The sequence below is a fragment of the Streptomyces sp. NPDC127097 genome, assembly GCF_042724075.1.
Classification (GTDB): domain Bacteria; phylum Actinomycetota; class Actinomycetes; order Streptomycetales; family Streptomycetaceae; genus Streptomyces.
Genome location: NZ_JBHXFI010000014.1, coordinates 79,981 through 98,275, shown reverse-complemented (window position 1 = coordinate 98,275; position 18,295 = coordinate 79,981). Strand labels below are relative to the sequence as shown.

Annotated in this window: 10 protein-coding genes and 1 pseudogene; 8 read left to right on the top strand and 3 right to left on the bottom strand. The window is 67.2% G+C overall.

Annotation, left to right across the window (positions count from 1 at the left end):
* The first annotated feature begins 4 nt into the window (after positions 1-4).
* The 3 genes from ACFWJW_RS14030 to ACFWJW_RS14020 all read left to right on the top strand — a co-directional run bounded on the left by ACFWJW_RS14030 (position 5) and on the right by ACFWJW_RS14020 (position 2,641).
* Entirely contained in the window at positions 5-916 is a 912-nt protein-coding gene (locus ACFWJW_RS14030; RefSeq protein WP_387239559.1) for an ADP-ribosylglycohydrolase family protein, read from the top strand.
* Between the two features lie 309 nt (positions 917-1,225).
* On the top strand, positions 1,226-1,927 hold the full coding sequence (locus tag ACFWJW_RS14025; RefSeq protein ID WP_387239556.1) for a ribonuclease HII: 702 nt from the start codon (positions 1,226-1,228) through the stop codon (positions 1,925-1,927).
* Positions 1,928-1,993: 66 nt separating this feature from the next.
* Positions 1,994-2,641: a hypothetical protein gene (locus tag ACFWJW_RS14020; protein WP_387239553.1), complete on the top strand. Its 648-nt coding sequence runs from the start codon at positions 1,994-1,996 to the stop codon at positions 2,639-2,641.
* 151 nt (positions 2,642-2,792) lie between these two features.
* On the opposite strand, the gene ACFWJW_RS14015 is transcribed toward ACFWJW_RS14020, so the two are convergent.
* Together ACFWJW_RS14015 and ACFWJW_RS14010 are read right to left on the bottom strand one after the other, a co-directional pair.
* A complete protein-coding gene (locus tag ACFWJW_RS14015) occupies positions 2,793-3,494 on the bottom strand; it encodes a hypothetical protein (RefSeq protein WP_387239550.1) in 702 nt (233 codons plus the stop codon).
* A 216-nt stretch (positions 3,495-3,710) separates the two neighbouring features.
* Positions 3,711-5,498, bottom strand: a pseudogene (locus ACFWJW_RS14010) (helicase-related protein); the annotation flags it as partial.
* Positions 5,499-5,695: 197 nt separating this feature from the next.
* Here ACFWJW_RS14010 and ACFWJW_RS14005 point away from each other — a divergent pair.
* Positions 5,696-7,855, top strand: coding sequence for a RecQ family ATP-dependent DNA helicase (locus ACFWJW_RS14005; protein ID WP_387239692.1), 2,160 nt, complete (start codon positions 5,696-5,698; stop codon positions 7,853-7,855).
* Between the two features lie 38 nt (positions 7,856-7,893).
* Here the strand turns inward: ACFWJW_RS14005 and ACFWJW_RS14000 are convergent, their stop codons facing one another.
* Positions 7,894-9,333, bottom strand: a complete 1,440-nt coding sequence (locus ACFWJW_RS14000) for a hypothetical protein (protein ID WP_387239546.1) — start codon at positions 9,331-9,333, stop codon at positions 7,894-7,896.
* Between the two features lie 225 nt (positions 9,334-9,558).
* On the opposite strand from ACFWJW_RS14000, the gene ACFWJW_RS13995 reads away from it, so the two are divergent.
* The 4 genes from ACFWJW_RS13995 to ACFWJW_RS13980 all read left to right on the top strand — a co-directional run bounded on the left by ACFWJW_RS13995 (position 9,559) and on the right by ACFWJW_RS13980 (position 18,274).
* On the top strand, positions 9,559-11,523 hold the full coding sequence (locus ACFWJW_RS13995; protein ID WP_387239543.1) for a recombinase family protein: 1,965 nt from the start codon (positions 9,559-9,561) through the stop codon (positions 11,521-11,523).
* A gap of 274 nt (positions 11,524-11,797) precedes the next feature.
* The gene (locus ACFWJW_RS13990) at positions 11,798-13,321 is read left to right on the top strand and encodes a restriction endonuclease subunit S (RefSeq protein WP_387239540.1); all 1,524 of its coding nucleotides are present in this window, start codon (positions 11,798-11,800) and stop codon (positions 13,319-13,321) included.
* 489 nt (positions 13,322-13,810) lie between these two features.
* Complete coding sequence (locus ACFWJW_RS13985; protein ID WP_387239537.1) at positions 13,811-14,350, top strand: endonuclease domain-containing protein; 540 nt, start codon at positions 13,811-13,813, stop codon at positions 14,348-14,350.
* 516 nt (positions 14,351-14,866) lie between these two features.
* Positions 14,867-18,274: a hypothetical protein gene (locus ACFWJW_RS13980; RefSeq protein WP_387239534.1), complete on the top strand. Its 3,408-nt coding sequence runs from the start codon at positions 14,867-14,869 to the stop codon at positions 18,272-18,274.
* Positions 18,275-18,295: the final 21 nt, after the last annotated feature.

Sequence of the window (18,295 nt, the reverse complement as noted above, 5' to 3'; positions counted from 1 at the left end):
ACCGATGACCCTCGACCACCGTGACGCAGACCGCTGTGAGCGGGCTCTGGCGAGCCTGCGCGGACTGTCCGTGGGTGATGCCCTCGGATCCCAGTTCTTCGTCCCCGCGAACTACCCCTCCCTCAAGCGCCGTGAGCCGCCTGCCGCCCCCTGGCAGTGGACCGACGACACCGAGATGGCCTGCTCCGTCCTGGCTGTCCTCACCGCGCACGGACGGATCGACCAGGACGCCCTCGCCCGCTCCTTCGCCGACCACCACGACTTCGACCGCGGCTACGGTCCGGCCGTCAACCGCATGCTGCGGCTGATCCGCGAGGGCGGCGACTGGCGCGAGCTGGCATCCGGGCTCTTCAACGGCCAGGGCTCGTGGGGCAACGGCGCCGCGATGCGCATCGCTCCCCTCGGCGCCTGGTACGCCGATGATCCCGAGCAGGCCACCCACCAGGCGGAGATCTCCGCCTACACCACCCACCAGCACCGCGAGGCCGTCGTCGGCGCCATGGCCGTCGCCGCCGCGGCCGCCCTGGTGGCCGACCCGACCCGCGACACCGGCCCCGAGCAGCTGCTCGACGGGGTGCTGGAGCTGATCCCGCGCAGCGCCGTCCAGGCCGGGCTGCGCCGGGCCCGCGACATGCTCGACTACGCCGACTCCGGCACCGTCGCCGCCGTCCTGGGCTGCGGACGACGCACCAGCGCCCATGACACCGTGCCGTTCGCCCTGTGGGCTGCCGCCCAGCATCTCGGCAACTACGAGCGGGCGTTCTGGACCACCGTTCAGGCGGGCGGCGACGTCGACACCACATGCGCCATCGTCGGCGGCATCGTCGCCGCCGCCGGCCCCACCGGCGCCCCGCCCGCGGCATGGCTGGACGGCACCGAGCCCCTCCCGTCGTGGGCCCCCGCCCTCGCCGACTGATCACCGGCCTACCGTCACACCTCTTGTCCCCTCCGCACCCGTCGTAGGCCGACCTTCCGCGTCTGTCTTCGCGCCCCGCGGTGCCTTCCAACAGGCAGCGCCGCACGGTGACTTCGGCTCCCTACATGTGTTCGTGAGGGGGGAACAGCGGCGTCCGGTACCCGGCCTCCGCCCGCCCGTGCCCACTTCTGCGTACCCGCCAGTAGCGGCACCGCCCGGCCCCTCTCGCGGGTTCGCCGACACCGTTTGCCACCAGGTTCGGAGCCGATGCGGACGGCTGGGCCGAATAGGCGTAACCTTGCTGGCGCCATGCCGTACGAGCCCCCCACACATTCCGTCGAGCGATCATTGCGCGCCACGACGGGCGCCAAGATCGTTGCAGGTATCGACGAGGTCGGACGCGGAGCGTGGGCCGGTCCGGTCAGCGTCTGCGCAGCCATCACCGGCCTGCGCCGGCCGCCCGACGGACTCACCGATTCCAAGCTGCTGACCCCCAAGCGCCGCACCGAACTGTGCGATGTGCTCGGCGAGTGGGTCACGTCGTATGCCCTGGGGCACTCCTCATCGGAGGAGATCGACGAGCTGGGTATGACCGCTGCCCTGCGGCTCGCGGCCGTACGCGCCCTGGAGGCGTTGCCGGTCCGGCCGGACGCGATCATCCTCGACGGCAAGCACAACTACCTGGGCGCGCCATGGCGCGTCCGCACGGTCATCAAGGGCGACCAGTCCTGCATCGCGGTTGCCGCCGCGTCCGTGATCGCCAAGGTGCGGCGGGACGCGATGATGGCCGAACTGGGCCTGGCCTACGCCGACTTCGACTTCGCGGCCAACGCCGGCTACCCCTCTCCGACCCATCGCATCGCCCTGGAGGAGTACGGTCCTACGCCGCACCACCGAGTGTCGTGGTCCTACATGGACGCACTGCCCCGGTGGCGGCATCTGAAGAAGGTGCGCATCACCCCCGAAGCAGCCGCTCTGCAAGCCGGTGGCCAACTCGGCTTCGACTTCTGAGCGGTGTGGACATGAATTCGGTACCCGATGACATGTTCCGCACTTACGTTTGATAGACATCCCTTTATGCCTCTCATCCCCGAGGAGCCTCAGATTCACGAGAGTGTCCCGGGTCCCCGCGCAACTCCGGCCGCCGGCCGTACCGCGCCGACCCCCCGCCCCGTTCCTGGTCCCGGTCCCCGCCCCGCACCTCCGCGTGGCGCGCCCGCGTCCAGTGTCCGTCCGGGCAAGCCCGGACCTGCTGCCCCGCCGCGTGGGCCTGTCGCCGCCCCGCCGGCGCAGCGCACCAACTCCCCGCAGCCTGCCGGTCAGTCCGGCACCGCCGCGGGAGCGCAGCTCCAGCTGATCCCGGCCCCCGCCGACGGCGCCGTAGACGCCGCCGACGAGGCCGTCGACCTGCTGCTGGACTCCGGGCGTGCACCGGGCGAAATCCTGGTGCTGACCACCGGCGAGACCCACCCGTGGGCCGTGCATGAACGGTCCTTCGGTGAGGCGTCCTACTGGGCCCAACACGACGCCGCGGACGATGTGTTCTACGCGGACGCCGCGGCCGAGCGCGCCACCGGCCGGCCCGTCGTGGTCGTCGCCGTCAACGGTGGTTCGGACGAGGTCGCCGCGCGGGCGCTGCCCGCGGCGATGGCCCGGGCCGGCACGCTGCTGATCGTCTGCGGTGACCCGCAGCGGATCAACGCCGTGCTCGGCGCCCACGCCTGACCGCTGCCGGTTCGCAACAGCCCGTCGGCCCTGGAGGCCGTCGGGCTAGCTTGCGTATCCAACAGGCGAGCCCGGTCGACAGGACGGTAACGGGCAGGGCTGCCCGCTGCTTCCGCCGTGCGCGGGAACCCGGGACGCCCGCCCGGTCCGCTCAGCGCGCCGCCGTGTGCCGATGGGCTTCCGGGGCGCCGCCGCCGGAGCGTCGCGGCATCGACCGGTTCTGCGCGGGAACACCCACGGCCGGGCGCGGGGCATCCGGAAGTGAAGCCGTCGTGCGACGCATCTCCGGACGGCTCACCCCGATCGGTTCTCCGGGCGGCTCATCCATCGGGGACTGCCTGGGGCGGCGCCCGCCCCGGCCCTCTCCCAGTACCTGCCAGCGGTCCGGGGTCAGCGTGATGTACGCCCCGCAGCGCAGCCCGTGCAGGGTGCAGGCATCGCGCAGCCCCCACATCCACGCCCCGTCCGTCTCCGTCCAACGGGGCTCGCCCTCACGGCAGTAGAGCAGCACGGCGGTCCGAACCGGGGCTCGCAGCCGCAGGTCGTGCGGGGTGACCCGGCGCAGATGCGCCAGCAGTACATTGCGGAACCCCCAGCCGTCGGGAGCGGCCGCGAGCTCGGTGAACGAAGCGCTGGCCGTCACCCGCTCCTGCGCATCGAGCACCGCGACGATGGCCGTCGACGGCCCCGGGCGATGGCGATCGTGCAGGCCGGCGACGACCTCACGGGGGTTGCGCAGCAACGGGATTCCGGCCGAGGCCCATTCGGCGGGCTCCAGCATCCGCCCCAGTCGGGCGGAATCGGCGGACGCGGGCGGGGACACCTGCGAGGGCGAGGCGAAGTCGAAGGTCACGTTCCTCCCTTCGTCTACGCGTCCGCACGCCGGGCGGCGGCCGGGCACGGTACGCACCACGACATGGCCCTGCCTGACCACGGACGGCCGGTAAGGGGAAGCACCTCCAATTCTCGCGGTCGTACACGCATGCGGCAACGAGCAATTTCCGCCCATGACCGGAATCGCCGCAGGTATCCCAAATATCCCTGAGCGCCGCCGCGGGTCGCCCCGCGCTCAGCCCTGTACGGCGAGGACCAGCGGAAACACCCCCTCAGCTCCCGCCCTGCGCAGCAGCCGGGCGGCCACGGCCAGGGTCCAGCCGGTGTCGGCGTAGTCGTCCACCAGCAGCACCGGGCCACCCGCCGCGGCCAGAGCCTGCGCCAGATCCGGCGGCACACCCAGCGAACCGTGCAGGGCCCGCAGCCGCTGGGCGCTGTTGCTGCGCGGAATCCTGCCCTCGGCACCGTCGTCCGACGAGGTCACCGTGCCCAGGAACGGCATCCGGCCGACGCCGGCGATCCGCTCGGCCAGCGACCGGATCAGCTGCGGACGGCTGCGCGAGGAGAGCGCGACGACACCCACCGGGCGGGCCGGTGCCTCCGCCGCCCCCGAGGCCCAACCACCGGGCCCCTTCGCCCAGTCGGCGAGAACCGTGACCACCGCGGCCGCCACATCGTCCGGGACCGGACCGTCCGCGGCCTGCGGGGCGAGCATCGGACGCAGCCGGTTGCCCCACCCGATGTCGGAGAGCCGTCCCAGGGCGCGGCCGGTCGCGGCCAGCTCACCCGCCGGGATGCGCCCCTTGAGATCGACACCGACGGCCGGCAGCCCCGTCGGCCACATCCGGCGCGGCTCGACCTCCACGCCCGGCCGCCCCAGCTCACCGCGCGCCGCGTCCAGCGAGGCCGCGGACACCTCGGTGGTGAACCGCGCCCCGGCACAGTTGTCACAGCGACCACACGCCACCGCCGCCTCGTCGTCCAACTGCCGCCGCAGGAACTCCATCCGGCAGCCGGTCGTGGTGGCGTACTCCCGCATCGCCTGCTGTTCGGCTTCGCGCTGGCGGGACACCCACGCATAGCGCTCGGCGTCGTACGCCCACGGCCGGCCGGTGGATGTCCAGCCTCCCTTGACGCGCTGCACGGCGCCGTCCACATCGAGGACCTTGAGCATGATCTCCAGGCGCGAGCGGCGCAGTTCGACCTGGGGCTCCAGGGCCGGCAGCGACACCGGCCGGCCGGCGGCCGCCAGGACATCCAGAGTGCGCCGCACCTGCTCCTCCGGCGGGAACGCCAGCGAAGCGAAGTACTTCCAGATCGCCTCGTCCTCCCGCCCGGGCAGCAGCAACACCTCGGCGTGCTCGACCCCACGGCCGGCCCGGCCCACCTGCTGGTAGTACGCGATGGGGGACGACGGCGAGCCCAGGTGCACCACGAACCCCAGGTCGGGCTTGTCGAAGCCCATGCCCAGCGCCGAGGTCGCCACCAGCGCCTTGACCCGGTTGGCGAGCAGATCGTCCTCGGCCTGCTGGCGGTCCGCGTTCTCCGTTTTGCCGGTGTACGAGGAGACCGTGTGCCCCCGGTGGCGGAGGAACGCCGTGATCTCCTCGGCGGCGGCGACGGTGAGCGTGTAGATGATCCCCGAGCCCGGCAGCTCGTGCAGATGGTCCGCGAGCCAGGCGAGCCGGTGCGCGGCATCCGGCAGGGGGAGCACCGCCAGGCTCAAACTCTCCCGGTCCAGCGGCCCGCGCAGCACCAGCGCCTCCGTGGAGCCCTCGCCCGTGCCGAGCTGTTCGGCGACATCGGCGGTCACCCGCGCGTTGGCCGTCGCGGTGGTGGCGAGCACCGGCACACCGGGCGGGAGATCGGCGAGCATCGTGCGCAGCCGTCGGTAATCCGGCCGGAAATCGTGGCCCCAGTCGGAAATGCAGTGCGCCTCGTCGACCACCAGCAGCCCCGTCGCCGCGGCGAGCTTGGGCAGCACCTGATCACGGAAATCGGGGTTGTTGAGCCGCTCGGGGCTATGGAACGGGGAGGGCATTCAAATTTCAGGTGAATCTAGAGCCCTGACCTGCACAAACGCTCCGATCGAGGATTGGCGTGGCCGAGGGCTCCGCCCAGGCCATCCTCGATGGGCGGGCGGCACGCGCACTATTTGTGATCGCTTTATCGCGTTGGGTGGATTCGCTGATTGTCAGTGCCATCGGGTTGCATGGGGGTATGGACCATCTGGAGCTGCGTACTGAAGCCGACGCCGTCCTCGCTGAGCTGGTCGGTGATCCTGGAGGTTCGGCGCGTCTGCGGGAGGATCAGTGGCAGGCGGTGGCGGCTCTGGTGAAGGAGCGCCGACGTGCTCTGGTGGTGCAGCGCACTGGCTGGGGTAAGTCGGCGGTGTACTTCGTTGCCACCGCATTGCTGCGTCGGCGTGGCTCGGGTCCGACGGTGATTATCTCGCCGTTGCTGGCGCTCATGCGGAACCAGGTCGAGTCGGCGGCGCGGGCGGGGATCCAGGCGCGCACGATTAACTCGGCCAACCCGGAGGAGTGGGAAACGATCTACGGGGAGGTCGAGCGTGGTGAGACCGATGTTCTCCTCGTAAGCCCGGAACGCCTTAATTCTGTGGACTTCCGCGATCAGGTACTGCCTAAGCTCGCGGCCACCGCGGGCCTGCTGGTGGTCGATGAGGCGCACTGCATTTCCGACTGGGGGCACGACTTCCGCCCTGACTACCGCAGGCTGCGCACCATGCTGGCAGAGCTGCCGGCTGGTGTGCCGGTGCTGGCTACCACCGCGACCGCCAATGCTCGGGTCACGGCGGATGTGGCGGAACAGTTGGGTACGGGTGGCGGGGATGCACTGGTGCTGCGCGGCCCGCTGGACCGGGAGAGCCTGCGGCTGGGGGTGCTGGTGCTGCCGGATGCGGCGCACCGGCTGGCGTGGCTGGGGGAGCGGCTGGGGGATATGCCGGGTTCGGGGATCATCTACACGCTGACGGTGGCGGCGGCGGAGGAGGTCGCGGCGTTTCTGCGGCAGCGCGGGTTTCCGGTGGCTTCCTACACGGGGAAGACGGAGAACGCCGACCGGTTGCAGGCGGAGGAGGATTTGCTCGCCAACCGGGTGAAGGCGCTGGTCGCCACTTCCGCGCTCGGTATGGGCTTCGACAAGCCTGACCTCGGCTTTGTGGTGCATCTGGGGTCGCCCTCGTCGCCGATTGCCTATTACCAGCAGGTGGGGCGTGCGGGGCGCGGCGTGGACCACGCGGACGTGCTGCTGCTTCCGGGCAAGGAGGACGAGGCGATCTGGGCGTACTTCGCTTCGGTGGGCTTGCCGCCCGAGGAGCAGGTCCGGCGCACTCTGGCGGTGCTGGAGGAGGCGGGGCGTCCGCTGTCGCTGCCGGCGTTGGAGCCGTTGGTGGATCTTCGGCGCTCGCGCCTGGAGACGATGCTGAAGGTCCTGGACGTGGACGGCGCGGTGAAGCGCATGAAGGGCGGCTGGACCGCGACGGGGCAGCCGTGGGCGTACGACGCGCAGCGGTATGCGTGGGTCGCGAAGCAGCGGGCGGCGGAGCAGCAGGCCATGCGGGACTACGTGGCGACCTCGGGGTGCCGGATGGAGTTCTTGCAGCGGCAGCTCGATGATGAGAAGGCGGTCCAGTGCGGTCGCTGTGACAACTGTGCCGGGCCCTGGCTCGATCCCGCCATCTCGCCTGCGGCCCTTGCGGCAGCGACGGGGGAGCTGGACCGCCCCGGCGTCGAGATCGAGCCTCGCAAAATGTGGCCGACCGGGCTCGCCGCGGTCGGCATGGATCTTAAAGGCCGTATCCCTGGGGGCCAGCAGGCGGTCACTGGGCGTGCGCTGGGAAGGCTGTCGGATATCGGCTGGGGCAACCGCCTGCGGCCGATCCTGGCGGCGCAGGCGGCGGACGGGCCGGTCCCGGCCGACGTGCTGGCCGCCGTCGTGAGGGTGATGGCCGACTGGGCTCGCTCGCCGGGCGGCTGGGCCAGTGGTTCTCCTGACGCGGTGGCGAGGCCCGTGGGCATCGTCGCCGTGCCCTCCCGCACCCGCTCCCAACTGGGCGCCTCCTTGGCCGAGGGCGTGGCTCGTGTCGGCAGGCTCCCGCTGCTCGGCAGCCTTGCCTACACCCCGCAAGCGGATGAGTTTGCGGCGCACCGCAGCAACTCCGCCCAGCGGCTGCGGGCCCTGGTTGCCTCGTTCACTGTGCCCGACGAACTCGCCGCCGCCCTGGCCGCTACCCCCGGCCCGGTCCTGCTCGTCGACGACTACACCGACTCCGGCTGGACTCTGGCCGTATGCGCACGCCTCCTGTGCCAGGCTGGAGCCGACCAAGTGCTCCCGCTCGTCCTTGCGTTGGCCGGGTAGGCGAACGCTGTTGGCTCTCGCACAGGCCAACCAAGTGTCTACTGCTCGGAGTCAGGGCCGAAGAGCGATTCTTGCCTGTACACCTTGTGTACGTACGAATTATCTTTGGAGGTTCGAGTCCGATTGCGTTTTTGCCGGTCGCGCACAGACTCGCTACTGTTTTCCTCGGCGACGAGGACATTGTTACCTTCACTGACGCGGCGCTTGACCATAGACCACAACTGCTCTCGCGTGGTGCCGACAGTGCCGACCAGTCCTTCCTTGACCAATTCGACAAATTGTGCGCCTACGAGGTGACGTTCGACTCGGTCGTAGCCCAGCAGTCGAGCTTGACTGCCTTTCTGGGGGCCGAGCGTGCAGTCGTTTTCAAGCAGCATGCGCACATAGGAAACCGGAAGGTACATTCCGTGCGAGAGTCCCTCGACTGGATTCTTGCGAGTGTCCTCGGGCCAGTGGGCGAGCTTGAGGAAGCAAGGGTCGCTTCCCAGACGCCATTCGTGCGGTTGCGTGGGCGGGCTGTTCAGCTGTGCCACTTTTTCGAGTCGATCAAGCTGACTTCGTAGCCGTTCGTCGACGCGTATCTCTCGCTTGCGTGGATCTAGGCGCTTGTATTGAACGAGTGTAAAACTCTTGGTGGGCACGTGATAGTAGATCATGTCGGTTCCGGTCCGGGACTCCAGTGGAAGGGCGTTTACGTTGGTCACCTCGAGCCGTCGCCCGCTCGAATCCCAAAGCACGTTGATGTCGCATCTGGCCCCGCTCCCGTTCACCCAGTCACTGTCCAGGCCGAACGCCCGTCCTGCGGCGCGCACATCATGGTCGATCAGGCTGTTTTCCGAGGGCTGCGGGATGATGCCTGCCGTGTAAGGCGCGTCGCGGGACTCGGGGCGCTTCCAGGCGTTTAGTGAAGGCAGAGGAAAATCGGCGATTCGCAAGATGCTCCGGACCGCGTCTTGCTGTTCCTGCCAGGCTTGATCTGCTTCGTCATGGCTGTCTAGTACAGGGGGATTGGCCTGGGCGAGCAACCAGTCGATCAGCGGGACGAGACGGGGAAACTTCGCACGGAGCCCTCTTTCAAGTGCCTGCCAGACCTCACCGCTGCACCATCTGGCTGTGCCGATGAGACTTGCTCGTTCGAATTCGTTCCGCAAGTCAGATTCCAACAGGGCAAGAAGGCCGTCCTCTCCGTCGAGTGGCACATCTTCCATGCACTCACGCAGCGGATCGATGGTGATGCTCTTGTCGACGGTGCCGGGTGTGTTGTGGCGGGCCACGCTACCCATCCAGATCAGCTGTCTGGATCGCCGGCCGGCGCTGTTCTCCGTGTCTTCGCTGATGACCAAGGCCATTGGCGGGCCTACATTCGACCCAACTGGCTGATCCTGCGCTGCGAGGACCTTGGTCAGGCGGAGCTGTAAGCGCAGTCGATCATGGATCTTTGTCATCTGCCTCGCTGGCAGCGTCACGATGTAGGCCACGGTCGGAGCGTAGTGCGAGCGATCATCGTGCGAGCCAGCTTGCCTCATCTTGGACTGCCTGGCGCTGCCTTCAGGCGTGTGTGTTCGGATGGACTGTTGGGGACGGTCCGCTCCCTGCGAAGGTTTTCACGGCCTGCATCCTGGGGTAACGGGGCTGACATGCAGGATTTTCACGCGGCCCTGGTGGCGACGCGGCTGCGGTCGGGCCGGCGGACATTGCGGGCTGTGGACTACCTGCGTGTGTCGACGGAGGAGCAGGCCAAGGGGTACGGCATTGCGTACTCGGGGAAGAAGACGGCCGGGTACATCAGTCAGAAGGGCTGGGAACACGTCGGCACTTTTGTCGACGAGGGAGTCTCCGGGGCTTTGGAGTCCCACCAGCGCCCGGATCTGCGGCGGCTGATGGAGCGGGCGTGGACGGTCCCGCGGCCCTTCGACATCGTCGTCGTGAACGAGTGCCGGGCCATCGGCCGTACCGGGCGCGCCTTTTGGAGATGGGTCTGGGAACTCCAGGAAATCGGCATCTTCGTCGCCGTGGTCAAACGGGACTACGACAACAGCACTCCCGAGGGGGAGAGCAAGATGCGCAAGGACGCCGATTACGCCGAGGACGAGCGGGAGATCATCCGCGAGCGGACCCAGGGCGGAATCCAGGAGAAGGCCGAGAGCGGCGGTTACATTGGCGGCAAGGTCCCTTACGGCTACTGCGTCGGGGCGGGTCGCCTCGTCCTGGATGAGTGCCGTAAGGGCAGGGACTGCGCGGCCAAGCACGAGGCGTGCGCGTTGCGGCGGGGCCGGACGCTGTATGTCGCCTTGCGGGACTGGAGCCAGGCGGCGCTCGCGGTGAATACGGAGGGCTACAGGAGGCGGGACGGCGGGCTGTGGGGCGGTCAGAGTCTGCGCCAGCAGGTGCTTAACCCCATCGTCCTGGAGGCACGGCAGGTGTTCCGCGGCTCTGGGGGAGTACGGCGAGACCACGAGGGACGGCCGGTGAACGGCGAGCGGGTGGTCATCCCGCTACCGCCGGTCTTTACCCCGGCCGAGGTCGAGGAACTCCGGGCGGCCAGCGGGCGCCCGGTTCGCACGTTGCAGAAGGCCCGTGTCTACACCCTCAGTGGCCGGATCGTCAGCCCCTGCGGTAAGCGCTACATCGGCGGGGGAACGATCCTGAGGACGAAGGCATACCGGTGCCAGGGTCGGAGTAGGGCATACGCCGGCGCACCCACGTGCTCCTGCCCCTATCTGGCTGCTGATCCGGTCGAGGAGCGGACCTGGCGAAGAGTGAGGACGCTTCTCGGCGACGCCGACCGTCTCAAGGGAATCGCTGGCTGCCAGAGCGAGCCATCAGCCGCCCAGTGTGACGGCTCGAGGGAGCGCAGGGGCGAACTCGACCGGCAGATCAGGATCCACAGGCAGGCCCTCGCCATCGCCCTCGGTGTGGCCGCGAAGGAAGTCGCCGCGCTCGATCTGGGTCTGGAGGAATCGGAGAGGGCGGTGGTGCGCCAGATCGCGCCGCTGCAGGCTGAACTCGGCGTACTACTCGATGCCCGGAGGGAGCTGAAAGCCCGGCTGGCGGAATCGGATGCGGCACGAGAGCGGTCCGCTCAATTGGTCGAGCTTGCGGCCATGACCCGACGGATGTGGAGCGGCCTTCCGCTGAAGCGGCAGAAGGAGCTCATGGCCGCACTGGACGTTGAGGTGACGTTCCTTGAACCGCCTCAGCAGGGGCGCAAGGGGCAGCTGTGCGCGCTGACTGCGTGGTTCACCGACAGGAGACTGCTGGTCCCGCTGCTGACCGATGAGGGCTGGGCGACGATCGAGCCGATGATCACCCACCGGCCGCGGGGAGTTAGTCCCCGGCTGGTAATGACCGGAATCCTCTACAAGGCCCGCACCGGCACATCCTGGAGCGCTCTCCCCGACCTGTTCGGCTGTCCCTCGACGTTGCAAACCTATGCGGCCCGCTGGCGCGAGTCCGGCTTCTGGGAGAACGCCATGCGATCCCTCGCCGCTGCCGAGGGCACACCAGTGCCTGCATCACCTGAGATGAAAACCCGGATCGGGTGCTCCATCGAGCCACGGAAGCTGCTGAGCAGCGCGCAGTGGGGGAGCATCAACACCTCACTGCCGGACCATGGTACGGGGAGGGCGTTCAGGTTCCGGATAGAGCTGGAGCCCTGGTCCCAATAGATGCACCGTAGGGGTGGGGCGGTCCAGAGCACCGGCCAAAACCCTTCTCGACCTGTAGGCCCTCAATCGGAATGTCCCGTTCCGCTGTGGCAACCTGCGCATTCTCAGCACGTCTTATTCAGACCATGCAGAGTGGGATCGTCTCCAGGTCCTCCTATGCGCTGGCCAAACCAAGACGGCATGGTCAGACCTCGTTTCACGGGCATATTGATCCTGCTTGGCGATCAACTGGAATAGTCTGGCCACAGGTAGGGCGGGATGTCGGGGGTGCACCGTGCAGAGCAGTGACTCAGATGGAGTCGTTCAGGCCAGCGGGACTCCGCTGGGCTCGCTTTTTAGCCAGGTGGGCGGGCTTCGATTCAAGCGCGAAAAGGTCCCTGCGCGCACGTCAGGAGCGATTCGCATCGTGGTGCCCCGCGACATCGGACACGACGGTTCACTTGCCGCCCCCGATCCGACGAGCAGTTGGGTGGTGCCTCCGGATAGCCTGCCGCGGCTCGAGGCCGGCGACATGATCGCGACTGAAGTTCTCGCCGCGGACGGCAGCATCAGGGCCGCAGTGGTTACAGAGGCAGACCTACCAGCTGTTGCGAGTGACAGCGTGCTGGTGCTGCGTTCCCACGAGCCACTCGATCCCGGGTACGTGCGGTGGGTTCTTGCCTTCTTGCGCTCGTCGGACCTCCGGGCGATCGCTATCGGAACAGTCGGAATCGTCCGTGTGAAGCGGAGCGATCTGGTCAACCTCGAAATTCCGCCCCTGGATGACGCTCTAGCTGCGGCCTTGGACGATCTGGCCATCGTCCGAGAGCGGATGAGCGATTGGCAACGTGCCGCTACTCAGCTACTCCAGTCGGCGTTCCGTGACCGCAACGTCGTTCAGGCGCGTGAGCGGATCATCGCTTCTGGACAGACGCTGCGGCTGCGAGTCGAAGCAGCGACGCAGCTGGATGAGTTCGGCTACATCATCCGTACACGTTTCCCATTTCCGATCGCCGCGCGTTGGCGAGAAGTGGAAGTGCGGATGAGCGCCGGCGAACCGAAGGAAGCCTATGAGGCGGTGCTCGCCACGGCCGAGATCCTGTGTGGCTACAGTGCCCTGATAGTCGCGGCGCTCGCCCGTGAGGCGGGCATCGAACTCAGCTCCGTTCGCGCTATCCGGGAGAAACTGGCAGGGGGGCGCACAGGTCCCGGGTTCGGGGAATGGGTTGCGGTTCTTGAGGAGATCGTCAGCGGACGTAAGCGGAGAACGCTACCTGCGGAACACCCCCTACACGAGTTCGGTTCCCTGCTCTCAGGTTCCGAGACCGTAGCAGCACGCAAGCGGCTCTACGATCAGCGCAATGCCGTGGCGCACCACCGCGGCCCCGATCACGTAGAACTTCCTGCTGCACTGAGCAGCGCTCACGCTGATCTATCCAAGCTGTTGGACCGGGCACGCTTTCTCGCCGACCTGCGCCTGGCGTACTTCACGGACGTGCGATGGGATCAGTTGCTAGGGTCCGCGACTGTGGACTACCGGAGCATGATGGGGGACCACCCGGTAGTCCCGACCAACACCATGTCGAGCAGCCGCAACGACCTTGAGCCCGACAGCCTGTATCTGATTGACCGCGAGCACGGACTGCATCTCCTGCGTCCATTTCTGATTGGCCGCCCGTGCCCAAGGTGCCGGAACTGGTCAACCTTTCATGTTGATCAAGTTCCTCGCAGCGGGGCTGTACTGAAAAGCCTTGACCATAGTCACACTCTGCCCGATGCCGCAGTGGGCGTTTCGTTGTCGGCGGTTGGCTTGATCTAGCCCGCGCTCCGGCGGGCTTCAAGGTCCCCGACCGCTTCAAACTGAAGAATGCGGTACAGGAGTTCAGTTTCTTCGGGAGGACTCCGAGTCGATCGGGCCAGAGGAAGGGCCGCCCGGGCCACGCGCTGCCCGAACTCGGTGAGCTGCATGGATCGGCCTTTCGACGCGCGCACCACGAGTTGACCGCCGAGGTCCGCCTCCAAGCGCACAGGACAAAAGCGTTCGTCTCACATCAGTGTCCCATGGGCCGGACAAGGGTCACCGGCATTGAGAAGGGGACATCCGAATTGCGAATCTACACGACCCGGTTGCGACTGGAGACTGCTCGTTGCGATCGGAGACCAGGTGTCAACGGTGATCGTCAGCCCCTGACCGACATCGGCTACGACGCCTCAAAGTACTCGGTTATGCTCGTGTTACGAGCCCTTCGGCGGGAGTAAATACCGGGTTGTCGGGGTTGATGTCAGTGCTCGGCGCTAGGTTCTGCCCGTGGCACGTAGACGCGAGATTTGCGAGTTCGATGACGAGTATTGGTGCGAGATCTGCGAAGACCCCATCGACTATGGCGAGAAGGGCCGGGTCAAGGGCCACTGCTCTGCATGCAGCGTTGCCGTCCGGCAGGCCCGAAGGCATGGCCTGACCGTCTGGCAGATGAACGCCATCCTTCGCGTACAGGACGACGAGTGCGCCCTGTGCGGTCAACACCCAGGGGACTCAGGCACAGAGGGGGTGTCGTTCTGGCATATCGACCACGACCACACCCACTGCCCCAACTCTGGTTCCTGCGGAAGGTGCGTTCGGGGGCTGCTCTGCAAGGCGTGCAACCTCTACGGGATCTCGTGGTACGAGCGGCTGCCCCCGGCCTGTCGAGACTCCCCCCGCTTGAACGCTTACCTTGCTGACCCTCCCGCTCGTAGACCAGAGGCGGCAGTCAGCACGTGGGGCGACGTGACGGGAATCCGTGCTCGAGACGGGGCCTTCGCGAGCTGGCGGTCGTCACGACCGCTCGAAGAGGGTTCGGATATTTGACCAGTACCTTGCCTCACGGTCTCATCAGAGGGCCGATTATGGCACTCTCTTTCCTTCTGGGCAGAACGGGCGTTGGCGACAGATCGGTGAGCTGGTGGCTATGACGGGGACGGCACGCGTGTGGATATCGGTGACGGCTGCGTTGACCGGCCTGGCGACCGTCGGGCTGGCCCTGGGCGCTGTTTTCGCGGACCCCGACACGACAGAGCGGACCGTGGGGGTGGTGGGTGCGGTCGTCGGATTGGTGACCTTGCTGGTGTCTGTGATCGCCCTGTTCCGCAACACGGGTGGCGGGTCTACAGGTGGGCGGCGCGTGCGCGGCGGCCGTGGATCGGTCGTGGCCGGCGGCAACATCACCGGCTCCGCGATCGGGAACAACTCAAAGGTGACTGGTCCCCACACCACGCCCAGTAGCACTGCAGCGAGGCGGAACGTGGATGACGTGCGAGCTGGTCGAGACGGGATCGCGGCCGGCGGTGACATCACGGACAGCGCCCTTGGGGAAGGTAGCGAACGGTGAAGCCGTTTTCCTGGATTCGCCGTAAGGGGAAGATCGCCGCCCCAGAGGGTGAAGCAGTTCCCGTCGAAGCTGCGCGGACGGTGTCCGCCGGTCCGGGTGCGGTTGTCGCTGGCGGAGCAATCACAGGTTCTGCGATCGGTGACAACAACACGGTCACGTACATTGAGAAGCAGTACGTGACCGACGGGGGCGCAACGCTGGGGGCGGGCCGGTCCTGCTTCGATCAGGCGCTAGCCACGCTGCCACCCGTATTCCAAGAAGAAGCACGTCAATTGCGTGATCGCTGGCCTGACGTGGAGGCGGTCGTCAATCAGCTTCCGACGGGTAGGACTGCACGCAAGAAGATATTGGAGCAATGGGCCGAGCACGAGCCACGATGGCTCGCCAGCGCCCCCGTCCAGGCATTTCCTTGGCTAGCCCACCTGGCGTCGACATACGATGCTCGCACCGCATCCTTCTCTTTCTATGACCGGGCGGTACGCGACGGCGGATACCCTCGTGACCTCCTGGTCGTGCGGGCTGCTCTGCAGGCAGAGACAATGCCCGAGGGCAGCGCGCGCTCGTACCTGGCCGCCCATCAAGACCTTGACTCGCCACTGGTCTGCGCCTTGCAATTTGCTTTGGACGGCGACCGGCCCGCGGCCCTGAACCACCTCAACCGGTGGACAGCTCCTGATGACAGCGCGCATGCTCTGCAGCTTCTCCTGAGAACGGACGCCCTCGTAGGGCAGGACTTGACCGACCAGGCCCTGCCAGCACTGCGTGAGGCGGATGTCGCACGCTTTCCTCAGCTTGGGCTGGCGCTGGCACAGGCTCTGCTGCAGCGAGCCACGCGCCGCGCTACACGCAGTAAGCTCGCCGACGCCCAGGAAGCCCTGGCCGTCGCCCTCCGTGTGCGTAACGCACGTCGGGAATGGTTCGGTGACAGCGCGGCGGCGGTGGTCCTGGGAATACAGGCCGCAGTGTTCAGCCAGGATCTGTCGACCGCGTGGGCTCTCTCGCAGCTGGCTCCAGAAGGAGACGCTGACGCGCAAGAAGCGGAGGATCCTCGGGTCCAGGAGGAAAGTGCCCTGATCGCGGCGCTGACGGGCCGCGAACACCGGGCGCGCGCACTTTTGAGCGTGGTGACAAGCCCGTTCGCGAAAGCGCAGGTGCTGGCTGTGCTCGAAGAACGCCGTGCCGGTAGCGACAGCGAGGACGAGCGAGTAGCTGAAGCCTGGCAACGCGCCTGGGATGCAGCGGAGCCAGGGCCCGAACAGCTTATGGCGGCCATGGGGCTGGTTGAGTCTGGGCGGAACCTGCCGGAGATCGCTCACCTGAAGAACGATTATCCCGAGGCAGTAGGGGATCTCGAGAAGTTCGCCCGCGCCGTCAGCGGCAAAGTGGGCGGCGATCTGGTGGTCCTGCGCGCCAACGCGAACCAGAGTCCGATCATCGCCCTGAAACTGGCGCAGCGCTATCAGCAACTCGATGATCGCGAAACGGCCGCGGCCACCCTGCAGGAAGCCGCGGCACAATGGCGCGATGCGCAGCTGATGGCAATGGCAGCCCGTACCTACCAACAAGCCAGGGACTACGAGAAGGCTAAGGAGTGCGCTGAGAGTGCGCTGCGGATCGCTGGCCCGGGTTGGGCAGCACAGGGCGCGATGTATGAGCTGCTCGTTGAGACGGAATCCGCCGCAGGGAACTGGGAGCGGGCCACGGACGCGGCCATCGTCCTCCTGGGACTGGATCCGCACAATCTTGACGCACGCTGGGCCCTGGTGAGGTGCTACGTCATACGGGCACGGCCCGACGAAGCATGGCGGACACTCACCGAATTCAGGGAAGCGGCTCCACCACGGCGCCGAGACGAAGCGCTCCTGTGGGTCCAGCTCGGTGCACGTCGCTCTACTGATCCCCAATTCATCGGGCGTGCGCTGGAGCTGATGCAGAACTGGCCACAGGATGAAGAACTCTTGGGGACTTTCCTGGGCGTTCTTCTCTGGCGCACCACTACGACGCAGCCCATGAGTGCAGAGGCGGCCGAGCTGCTGCATGAAGCGAGCTCGGACTACCGGGAACGCTTCCCGAACAGCGTCTACTTCCGCGCCCTCGATGCCACCGATCCACAAGCGGTACTCGAAGAAATCGGCGAGGGCCTACGCCGTGAGCACGAGGGCGAGGGCCGTCGGGAAATCCGAGAGCGGATCAATCAGGGCCAGCTTCCCATCGGGATGCTGGCTCCTATGAGTGGCAGGTCGTACGCCGAAGTGTGCGTGCGGCTCACTGTAGAACGTCCTGGCCTGTTTGCCTCCGACCCGACCGCAATCACGGTGGAAGCAGGCGCAATCCAGGTCGCGCTGACCCGGCGGGTGGTCGTGGATACGAGTGCGGCGGTGTCTCTCGCCGTGTTGGAGCCGGGCGCCGCCGAACGGCTCATCGGCTCCTGCCAGAGCATCGTGACAACTGACCAAATCGTCGGCGATGTTTTCCACGCCGTCGACTCATTCGCCCTGCGGTCGGATTCCACGCTGGTCTGGAATGAGGGCGAATTACGGCCGATTCTTCACGTTGCGCCGGACGGGCAGGTGAGCGCCTTGCGTCGCACCCTTGAGCGTGCCGCCGACATCGTGCGGTCACTGCCCCGAGTGGCCCGACCAGAGCTGCGCGCACTGCCGGGGCTGCCTGCCGGACGGGGCGCGGAGATATGGCTCACGGCCCTGGATCATGCCAAGGAGCACGGCCTGGTGTTGTGGTGCGACGACCGAGCTCTGCGGAGGTTCGCCCGGTCGGCGGGTGTACCCGCATTCGGAACGCTCGCCCTGATCGACGCGTGCCAACGCCAGCAGACCATGGCACCACAGGAGGCGATGGTCCTGAGAGCCGAACTCCTGCGGCATTTCTACATGGACATCCCCTTCGCCAGTGACCTGTACGGTTTCGCGGCGCAGGCCGACGGCTGGCACGCACGAGGAGTAGCTGCCGCGATCGCACGACCGACAGCCTGGAGCGATCCGTGGGGCGTGGTGCGGTTGGTCCTCAAAGCAGTTGCACAGACCATCGATTCTGAACCGGACCATGCTTCGGCTTGGCTGACAGCTGCTTACGCGGGCCTCTGGCGGGCAACGCTGCCCTCCCACAGGTCCGGCAACCTGCAGAAGCTTTCCGTCCAAGCCCTGACGCAGCCCTGGGTCTCCGACTCATCACTGCCCTTCCTCCTAGGAGGTCTACACAACGGGGCCGCAGAGGTTCAAAGCAGTGACGGTCCACTGATGGCTGCCCTGGCTCGCTACTACGAGGCGCTGATTCAGCAAATGGGCCATCCCTGGGCAGGAACGGCGCTCATGAACCTGTTCAGCCACGCTGCCGAAGCGGACAAGTCTGCAGCTGCACGCATCGTGCTCACCCACCGAGACGGGTAGCACAGGCTCGAGCAGGAGGGC

Excerpts from the sequence above, each read along its gene's own strand:
- ACFWJW_RS14030 (WP_387239559.1), top strand. The coding sequence starts at position 5 with ATGACCCTCGACCACCGTGACGCAGACCGCTGTGAGCGGGCTCTGGCG.
- ACFWJW_RS14025 (WP_387239556.1), top strand. The coding sequence starts at position 1,226 with ATGCCGTACGAGCCCCCCACACATTCCGTCGAGCGATCATTGCGCGCC.
- ACFWJW_RS14020 (WP_387239553.1), top strand. The coding sequence starts at position 1,994 with ATGCCTCTCATCCCCGAGGAGCCTCAGATTCACGAGAGTGTCCCGGGT.
- ACFWJW_RS14005 (WP_387239692.1), top strand. The coding sequence starts at position 5,696 with ATGGACCATCTGGAGCTGCGTACTGAAGCCGACGCCGTCCTCGCTGAG.